We start from the raw sequence: 8,186 nt of genomic DNA, 5'->3' as shown, positions 1-8,186 counted from the left end.
ACCTGATCCCATCCCGAACTCAGAAGTGAAACAGATCTGCGCCGATGGTAGTGTGGCATGGCCCATGCGAGAGTAGGTCATCGTCAGGCTCCTAATACAAAACCCCAGCACGGCAACGTGCTGGGGTTTTTTATTAGCCTCACAAAAGTGACCTACGGGGTGTGCAAGCCGGTGCCACAGGCAACCGGAGCACCGCTCCGGTAGGCGCGCACGAGCGGTCCGTCCCCGGGCCGCTCCGGGTCATCGTCTGCAGCGCTCCGCGCTGCCGGTCCGGACCTCTAGCACCCTCGATAACCACGGGCCCGAAGGGCCGAACGCCGCCAGGCGTGAGCAATGTAGGTCATCGTCACCCTCGCGAGGGTGCAGGCTCCTAATACCTAAAAGCCCCGACAGCGAAAGCTGTCGGGGCTTTTTTTATGACCACAGAAAAGCCGCGGGGTCGACGTTTTTGTATTTGCGGCTTACCTGGTGTTTAATCCCGGCAGATTCTTTTCCTTCAGGACCGTCAACGAATGAAAATCAGTAGTCTATTGTCGCTTCTCGAAGATCAACAGGTGCATTCCGGGGAGTCCCTTGCGGAGTCGCTGGGCGTGTCCCGTACGGCGGTCTGGAAGCAGATCCGCAAGGCCCAGGCTGATGGCGTCGAGATACGGACAATCAAGGGCCAGGGCTATCAGTTGTTGTCGAAGCTGGATCTGCTCAGTCACGAAGCCATTGTTAGCGGGCTCGCCGATGGCATGGAAAACCGGATTGATTTGGCGGTGCTCCCGGAAGTCGGCTCAACCAACCGCGAGGTGGCGGACCACCTGTTACGAGCGGGCGGATGTATTCCGGTCGTCCTGGCGGATAGTCAGACAGCCGGTAGGGGGCGGCGCGGGCGCGATTGGGCGAGCCCCAAGGGGCAAAATCTGTACCTGAGCCTCGGGCTGACCCTGGAGGGGGGATTCTCTGCGCTCGATGGTCTGAGCCTCGCCCTGGGCGTTGCAGTGGCCAACGCCATAGAAGCGAACGGCGCATCTGGCGTCGGGCTAAAATGGCCCAACGATCTGTACGCCAACGATCGCAAGTTCGGCGGTATTCTGGTCGAGATTCATGGCGAACTCCAGGAGGGTCAGGTCCAGGTAATTGCTGGGGTTGGGATCAATGTCCACATGACCAATGTAGAGTCCGTCGACCAGCCCTGGACAAGCCTGGCGTTACAGTGGCCGGACGCTGCCTGGGAGCGGAACCGCCTGGCCGCAGCCATGGTCAGCGAGATGGTGGCCACCGCGGCACAGTTTGAGAAGAGCGGTTTCAGGATCTTTCAGGAAGCGTGGCAGAAACGGGATATCTTTCAGGGGCGGTACCTGCGCGCCCGGGGGGGCTCCCTGGAAGGCAAAGGGGCCGGTATCGACGCATACGGTAACTACCAGTTGGATGCCCCCGATGAGCGCGTATCGGTTCGTGCCGGGGATATCAGCCTGCGGGCGGATTCATGATACTGCTGGTCGACTCGGGTAATACCCACGTTAAGTGGCAGTTGTTGTCGGCCGCTGGCCTGGTCGGCGCAGGGCGGGGCGCCCTGGAGGATTCTGCACTGTTTGAAGACCTGCGTTCACTGGGATCTTCTATCCGGCAGGTGGCTGTGTCGACCGTCGGGGCAGATGATGGCGTTGACGTGCTATGCCAGCGACTGGCCAGGGTGACGTCCGCACCGGTCCGTTGCTACTGGTCGGAGCGGGAGCGCTCGGGACTGCGCAATTCCTATGAAGACGTGAGCCGGATGGGGGCCGACCGTTGGCACGCGATGCTTGCGGCCTGGTGCCGTTACCGTTGCTCGTTGATGGTGATCGATGCCGGCACGGCATTGACGGCGGACTACGTTGATGGCCGGGGCCAGCACCTTGGGGGCTTCATTGTCCCTGGTCTGCAGATGATGCGCAAAAGTCTCAACCACGATGCGGCGAGGATTGGCTTCCAGAGTAACGATACGCTCGAATGTGACCCCGGACGGAGTACGTCTGAATGTGTGAATAACGGGCTCAACTGGTTTTTGCGGGGACTGATCCTGCAGATTCGGGAGGATGTGGCCGCACATTCACTTGAAAGGATCGTTATCACAGGCGGTGACGCCCGGCGACTGACGGCACTGGGTCTGGAGGGCGATGTCCTGCCGGACCTCGTCTTCGAGGGTCTGGAACTCGTTGTGAGGGAGGAGGCCGGCCAATGAAGTGGTTGGTGCTCGGGCTGGTGGTCGTCAATCTGGCGCTCTGGTATGTGTTTCAGGCCGGCGGAGGTGAAAAGCACGCAGTGGCCTCGGGTAGTCTCCCGCGGGTGTCCTCCCTGAAATTACCGGAGCGAAGTGATGGCATCAGTAAGGGCTATCGGTGTGTTCGGCTGGGCTGGTTTGAAGCGCCCGACGCAGCAATGTCGGCCGGGCAGAACGCGGGAGTGCCGTTCCTGGTTAAGGAGGGCCGGCATGAGCTGGCTCCCTTGAACTGGATACTGATTCCTTTTGAGTCCTTTGATCTGGCCCGCGAGGAACTGGAGCGGCTACAGTCCCTTGGCGGTGATGAGGATGCCTATATTGTCGCCTCCGGCGAATACCGCAATGCAATATCGCTCGGTCTGTTTGAGTCCCTTAGCGCCGCTGAATCTGTTCTGGCTGAAAAAAAACGGAAAAATCCCGATGCGGTACTGGCCAAATTCCCCCGGAATCGTATAGGATACGCCCTCGTTTTCAGGGTTGAAGCCGGTGCGGAAATTGAGCGGCTTCAAGCGGTTGAAGCGGATACCGAAACAAAGATCGAGTTTGTCGATCGGGATGCCTGTAAAGGTGTTGCAAGCCTCGGTAAAAGTCCGTAGTATACCGCCCTCGCTGATGAGGCGAACGTGAGCTGGCGTAGCTCAGTTGGTAGAGCAGCTGACTTGTAATCAGCAGGTCGGGGGTTCGATTCCGTCCGCCAGCTCCACTTAAGTTTTGTTGGGTCCGGTTGCGGGCTCGATCGGGAGGGGTTCCCGAGTGGCCAAAGGGATCAGACTGTAAATCTGACGCGAAAGCTTCGCAGGTTCGAATCCTGCCCCCTCCACCACTTATTGCTTGCGGGCATCGTATAGTGGCTATTACCTCAGCCTTCCAAGCTGATGACGCGGGTTCGATTCCCGCTGCCCGCTCCAATTTGGTTTTGCTCATGTAGCTCAGTTGGTAGAGCACACCCTTGGTAAGGGTGAGGTCGGCGGTTCAAATCCGCCCATGAGCTCCATCTTTTGTCTGGTCAACGTTGCGATCCTGAGTCGACAGGAGGATTGGTCGAATGTCTAAAGAAAAATTTGAGCGTAGTAAACCGCACGTAAACGTGGGTACCATTGGTCACGTTGACCACGGCAAGACCACTCTGACCGCGGCACTGACCCGTGTCTGTCACGAAGTCTGGGGCAGTGGCAGCGCCAGTGCGTTCGACCAGATCGATAACGCACCGGAAGAAAAAGCGCGTGGTATCACCATCGCGACTTCCCACGTTGAGTACGATTCCCCGACTCGCCACTACGCGCACGTTGACTGCCCGGGTCACGCTGACTATGTGAAGAACATGATCACCGGTGCGGCCCAGATGGACGGCGCAATCCTGGTGTGTTCCGCAGCTGACGGCCCCATGCCGCAGACTCGTGAGCACATCCTGCTGTCCCGTCAGGTTGGCGTACCGTTCATCGTTGTGTTCCTGAACAAAGCGGACATGGTCGACGATGAAGAGCTGCTCGAACTGGTGGAAATGGAAGTTCGTGATCTGCTGAGCCAGTACGACTTCCCGGGTGACGACACTCCGATCATAACCGGTTCCGCGCTGATGGCGCTGGAAGGCAAGGATGACAACGAAATGGGTACTACCGCTGTCAAGAAGCTGGTAGAAGCCCTGGACGAGTACATCCCTGAGCCGGAGCGTGCCATCGATCAGCCGTTCCTGATGCCGATCGAGGACGTCTTCTCCATCTCCGGTCGTGGTACTGTTGTGACCGGTCGTGTTGAGCGTGGTGTGATCAAGACTGGCGACGAAATCGAGATCGTTGGTATTCGTGACACCCAGAAGACCACCTGTACTGGTGTTGAGATGTTCCGCAAGATGCTCGACGAAGGTCGCGCAGGCGAGAACATTGGCGCGCTGCTGCGTGGCACCAAGCGTGACGACGTTGAGCGTGGCCAGGTACTGGCGGTACCGGGTTCCATCACTCCGCACACCAAGTTCGAAGGTGAGGTTTACGTCCTGTCCAAAGAAGAAGGTGGTCGTCATACCCCGTTCTTCAAGGGCTACCGTCCGCAGTTCTACTTCCGGACCACTGACGTGACCGGTTCCTGTGAGCTGCCGGAAGGCGTGGAAATGGTAATGCCGGGTGACAACGTGAAGATGGCTGTTACCCTGATCGTCCCCGTCGCCATGGAAGAAGGCCTGCGCTTCGCGGTTCGTGAAGGCGGTCGTACCGTGGGTGCCGGCGTGGTATCCAAGATCATCGAGTAATTAGCGGTTGATCTGAAAACGGAAGGGCTGCTCTGGTGGCCCTTTTGTTGCACCGTTAAATGGTTTCGGTGCAGGCCAGTAGCTCAATTGGCAGAGCAGCGGTCTCCAAAACCGCAGGTTGGGGGTTCGATTCCCTCCTGGCCTGCCATTTTTTTAACTCCGGATACATAAGCTGATTCCCATGGAGTCAAAAGCCGTTCAATCAGCCAGCCGTTTCGATGCTCTGAAATGGCTGGTTGTTTTCGTTCTGATTGCCGCCGGTGTTGTGGGTAATCTGTATTTTGGTGCTGAGTCACTGCTGTACCGGGTGCTGGGGCTGGTTGCTCTGGGCCTGGTTGCTGCGTTTGTGGCTTTGCAGACAGGCCGGGGGCGTCGGTTTGCCGTGCTCCTGAAAGAAGCTCGTGTCGAGATCCGGAAAGTGGTATGGCCTACCCGGCCTGAACTGATTCAGACCACGGCGATTGTGGTGATCTTTGTTCTGGTGGTGGCTCTGATTCTCTGGGGTATGGATTCCCTGATCAGTTGGTTGGTCGCCGGGTTTATTGGTTAATGGGAGTGTGCAATGGCTAAGCGCTGGTACGTCGTTCATGCGTATTCTGGCTTCGAGAAGCATGTGATGCGCACTCTGAAAGAGCGTGTAGCGCTCGAAGGCATGGAAGACCGTTTTGGCGAGATCCTGGTTCCGACCGAAGAGGTGGTCGAAATGCGGGATGGCAAGAAGCGCAAGAGCGAGCGTAAATTCTATCCTGGATACGTACTGGTCCAGATGGAAATGGATGACGCGACATGGCATCTTGTCAAGAATACGCCGAGGGTTCTTGGTTTTATCGGTGGCACAAAAGACAAGCCGGCTCCGATTACCGAGCGTGAGGCTGAAGCTATTCTTCGCCGTGTCGAAAGCGGTGCTGATCAGCCCAAGCCGAAGACGCTGTTCGAGCCAGGTGAGATTGTTCGCGTTGTTGAAGGTCCGTTTGCAGACTTTAACGGCGTGGTAGAAGAAGTTGACTACGACAAGAGTCGGGTCAAGGTTGCGGTGCTGATTTTCGGTCGCTCTACTCCGGTCGAACTGGAGTTCGGTCAGGTCGAGAAAGAGTAAGCCCGCACCCAAAAAAGCAAGAGCTCGCTCGCCACGATGCGTTGCGGGCTTTTTGTGTCTGAAACAGGGGAGCCGAGAGGCGTTCGAACCCATAGGAGATTAAAATGGCAAAGAAAATCGAAGCGTACATCAAGCTTCAGGTTGCTGCCGGTCAGGCCAACCCGAGTCCCCCCGTTGGTCCGGCACTGGGTCAGCGCGGTGTTAACATCATGGAATTCTGTAAGGCCTTCAATGCCCAGACTCAGGGTATGGAGCCAGGTCTGCCGATTCCGACGGTCATCACCGTTTACAGTGACCGTAGCTTCACCTTCATCACCAAGACCCCGCCTGCGCCGGTTCTGCTGAAAAAAGCAGCTGGCATCAAGAGCGGTTCCGGTCGGCCGAACACCGACAAGGTTGGCACTGTTACTCGGGCGCAGCTCGAGGAAATTGCCAAGACCAAAGAGCCGGACCTGACTGCCGCCGACATGGATGCAGCTGTTCGCACTATCGCCGGAACTGCCCGCAGCATGGGCCTGAACGTGGAGGGCCTCTAAGATGGCAAAACTGACTAAGCGCCAGAAGCTGATTCGCGAAAAGGTTGAGGCAACCCGCAGCTACACCGTAGACGAGGCGGTAGAGCTGCTGGTCGAGCTGGGCCAGAACGTGAAGTTCAAAGAATCTGTTGACGTGTCTGTTAACCTGGGTGTCGATGCGCGTAAATCCGACCAGGTTGTACGCAGCAGCACCGTGCTGCCTCACGGCACCGGTAAGAACGTTCGTGTCGCTGTGTTTACCCAGGGCGCCAACGCCGAGAAAGCCACCGCCGCCGGTGCCGACGTGGTCGGTATGGACGAGCTGGCTGAAGACGTCAAGAAAGGCAACATGGATTTTGACGTGGTTATCGCGACTCCCGATGCCATGCGTGTTGTCGGTCAGCTGGGCCAGATCCTCGGTCCGCGTGGTCTGATGCCGAACCCGAAAGTGGGCACGGTGACTGCGGATGTCGAGACGGCCGTGAAGAATGCCAAGGCGGGTCAGGTCCGGTACCGGACTGACAAGAACGGCATCATTCATGCCCCGCTGGGCAATGTTGAATTCTCTGCCCAGAACATCAAGGAAAACCTTGAAGCTCTGGTGGCAGATCTGAAAAAGGCCAAGCCTGCGTCCGCGAAAGGTGTGTATCTCAAGAAGATCACCCTGTCGTCGACCATGGGTCCTGGCCTGGCTATCGACCAGAGCACTCTGAGCATCTGATCGGTAGTTACTTTGTAGTCTGGGCGGAAGCCAAGGCTGTCAAAGACCGCAGGCCCCCGAGGTGCGAATGCGCCACAAGGGTTAAAGCAACGCCTGCGCAGACGGTGTGAAGACGTTCTCTCTGAACCCAAACACCGTTAAGGCGCCCAAAGGGTAGCCTCTCCCCGCCGAAAGGCGGGGGCGAGCGTTCCCGGGCAATGATGGGTTTGCCGGATAGACCGGCGAAATCAAGGAGAAAACCAGTGGCAATTAGACTCGAAGACAAGAAAGCGATCGTCGCTGAAGTCAACGAGACTGCTGGTACTGCTCTGTCTGTGGTTATGGCTGACTACCGCGGCGTCACCTCTGGTGACATGACCGCGCTTCGTGCCAAGGCTCGTGCCGAAAATGTGCGTCTGAAGGTTGTTCGTAACAACCTGGCCAAGATCGCCATTCGTGACACCGAGTTCGAGTGCATCGACGAAGCTCTGGTTGGCCCGACCATCCTGGCCTTCTCCATGGAAGATCCTGGTGCCGGCGCTCGCCTGCTGAAGGATTTTGCCAAGGAGAAAGAGGTTTTCGAAATCAAGGGTCTGGCTGTAGGTGGTGAATTCTACAGCGCTGATCAGATTGATCGCCTCGCCAAGCTGCCGACGCTCCACGAAGCGTTGACCAAGCTGGCCATTGTTACCCAGGCACCAGTTACCAAGCTCGCACGCAGCCTGAACGATATTCCGGGCAGGGTTACGCGTGTTGTAGCAGCAGTCCGCGATCAGAAGCGCGAAGCTGCTTGATTCTGTTTAACACCATTTTGAAACTTTTGGGAGAAAGTCATGGCTCTGTCTAAAGACGATATTTTGAATGCAATTGCTGAAATGAGCGTAATGGAAGTTGTTGAGCTCGTTGAAGCTATGGAAGAGAAGTTCGGTGTTTCTGCTGAAGCCGCGGTTGCCGCTGCTCCGGCCGCTGGTGGTGGCGAAGCCGCTGCCGCTGAAGAACAGACCGAATTCGACGTGGTTCTGACCGGCGCTGGCGAGAAGAAAGTCAACGTTATCAAGGCCGTTCGTGAGCTGACCGGTCTGGGTCTGAAGGAAGCCAAGGAAATGGTTGACGGTGCTCCGGCAACTGTTAAAGAAGGCGCTTCCAAAGACGACGCCGAAGAAGCCAAGAAGAAACTTGAGGAAGCAGGCGCTTCTGTTGAGCTCAAGTAATCGTCGGCTGTTGATCGACACCGTGCGATAAGCATGGATGGGCTGGTGGCTCTGAGCCACCGGCCTTTTTCTGTTGTATATGCTATAGATTCTGGTGTGTTGAAGTCGGCCGAAAGCGTAAGCGAAGGCCAGTGACCAGAGTCTTGTTCAAGACGGCGCGACAAGCCGAGCAAT

At 57.3% G+C, this 8,186-nt stretch carries 10 protein-coding genes, 5 tRNA genes and 1 rRNA gene; all 16 read left to right on the top strand.

What is annotated here, in order from left to right; genetic code table 11:
• A 5S ribosomal RNA gene (gene rrf, locus HNR38_RS14020) occupies positions 1-89 on the top strand; the annotation flags it as partial.
• A gap of 423 nt (positions 90-512) precedes the next feature.
• Entirely contained in the window at positions 513-1,478 is a 966-nt protein-coding gene (locus tag HNR38_RS14015) for a biotin--[acetyl-CoA-carboxylase] ligase (RefSeq protein WP_183705376.1), read from the top strand.
• Positions 1,475-2,209 carry a type III pantothenate kinase gene (locus HNR38_RS14010; RefSeq protein ID WP_183705374.1) on the top strand — a complete coding sequence of 245 codons (735 nt, stop codon included), beginning with the start codon at positions 1,475-1,477 and terminating at the stop codon, positions 2,207-2,209. The genes HNR38_RS14015 and HNR38_RS14010 overlap by 4 nt, the downstream gene beginning before the upstream one ends.
• Entirely contained in the window at positions 2,206-2,844 is a 639-nt protein-coding gene (locus HNR38_RS14005; protein WP_183705371.1) for a hypothetical protein, read from the top strand. The genes HNR38_RS14010 and HNR38_RS14005 overlap by 4 nt, the downstream gene beginning before the upstream one ends.
• Positions 2,845-2,875: 31 nt before the next feature.
• Positions 2,876-2,951: transfer RNA gene (locus HNR38_RS14000), tRNA-Thr, on the top strand.
• A 36-nt stretch (positions 2,952-2,987) separates the two neighbouring features.
• Positions 2,988-3,071, top strand: a tRNA-Tyr gene (locus HNR38_RS13995).
• Between the two features lie 10 nt (positions 3,072-3,081).
• Positions 3,082-3,156 (top strand) — tRNA-Gly (locus HNR38_RS13990).
• 10 nt (positions 3,157-3,166) lie between these two features.
• Positions 3,167-3,242 (top strand) — tRNA-Thr (locus HNR38_RS13985).
• A 51-nt stretch (positions 3,243-3,293) separates the two neighbouring features.
• Positions 3,294-4,490: an elongation factor Tu gene (gene tuf, locus HNR38_RS13980; protein WP_183705370.1), complete on the top strand. Its 1,197-nt coding sequence runs from the start codon at positions 3,294-3,296 to the stop codon at positions 4,488-4,490.
• Positions 4,491-4,562: 72 nt separating this feature from the next.
• Positions 4,563-4,638 (top strand) — tRNA-Trp (locus HNR38_RS13975).
• A 33-nt stretch (positions 4,639-4,671) separates the two neighbouring features.
• Positions 4,672-5,040: a preprotein translocase subunit SecE gene (gene secE / locus HNR38_RS13970; RefSeq protein WP_183705368.1), complete on the top strand. Its 369-nt coding sequence runs from the start codon at positions 4,672-4,674 to the stop codon at positions 5,038-5,040.
• 12 nt (positions 5,041-5,052) lie between these two features.
• Positions 5,053-5,586 carry a transcription termination/antitermination protein NusG gene (gene nusG / locus HNR38_RS13965; protein ID WP_183705366.1) on the top strand — a complete coding sequence of 178 codons (534 nt, stop codon included), beginning with the start codon at positions 5,053-5,055 and terminating at the stop codon, positions 5,584-5,586.
• A gap of 104 nt (positions 5,587-5,690) precedes the next feature.
• Positions 5,691-6,122 (top strand): 50S ribosomal protein L11, encoded by a 432-nt coding sequence (gene rplK, locus HNR38_RS13960; RefSeq protein WP_183705364.1) that lies wholly within the window; start codon positions 5,691-5,693, stop codon positions 6,120-6,122.
• 1 nt (position 6,123) lies between these two features.
• The gene (rplA, locus tag HNR38_RS13955; RefSeq protein ID WP_183705362.1) at positions 6,124-6,822 is read left to right on the top strand and encodes a 50S ribosomal protein L1; all 699 of its coding nucleotides are present in this window, start codon (positions 6,124-6,126) and stop codon (positions 6,820-6,822) included.
• A 242-nt stretch (positions 6,823-7,064) separates the two neighbouring features.
• Complete coding sequence (gene rplJ / locus HNR38_RS13950; protein ID WP_183705360.1) at positions 7,065-7,595, top strand: 50S ribosomal protein L10; 531 nt, start codon at positions 7,065-7,067, stop codon at positions 7,593-7,595.
• A 39-nt stretch (positions 7,596-7,634) separates the two neighbouring features.
• A complete protein-coding gene (gene rplL, locus HNR38_RS13945; protein WP_183705358.1) occupies positions 7,635-8,012 on the top strand; it encodes a 50S ribosomal protein L7/L12 in 378 nt (125 codons plus the stop codon).
• Positions 8,013-8,186: the final 174 nt, after the last annotated feature.

This window comes from Marinobacter oulmenensis, from assembly GCF_014201735.1.
Classification (GTDB): Bacteria; Pseudomonadota; Gammaproteobacteria; order Pseudomonadales; family Oleiphilaceae; genus Marinobacter; species Marinobacter oulmenensis.
Note: the sequence above shows the minus strand (reverse complement) of the source record. Positions and strands in the feature narration are given on the sequence as shown.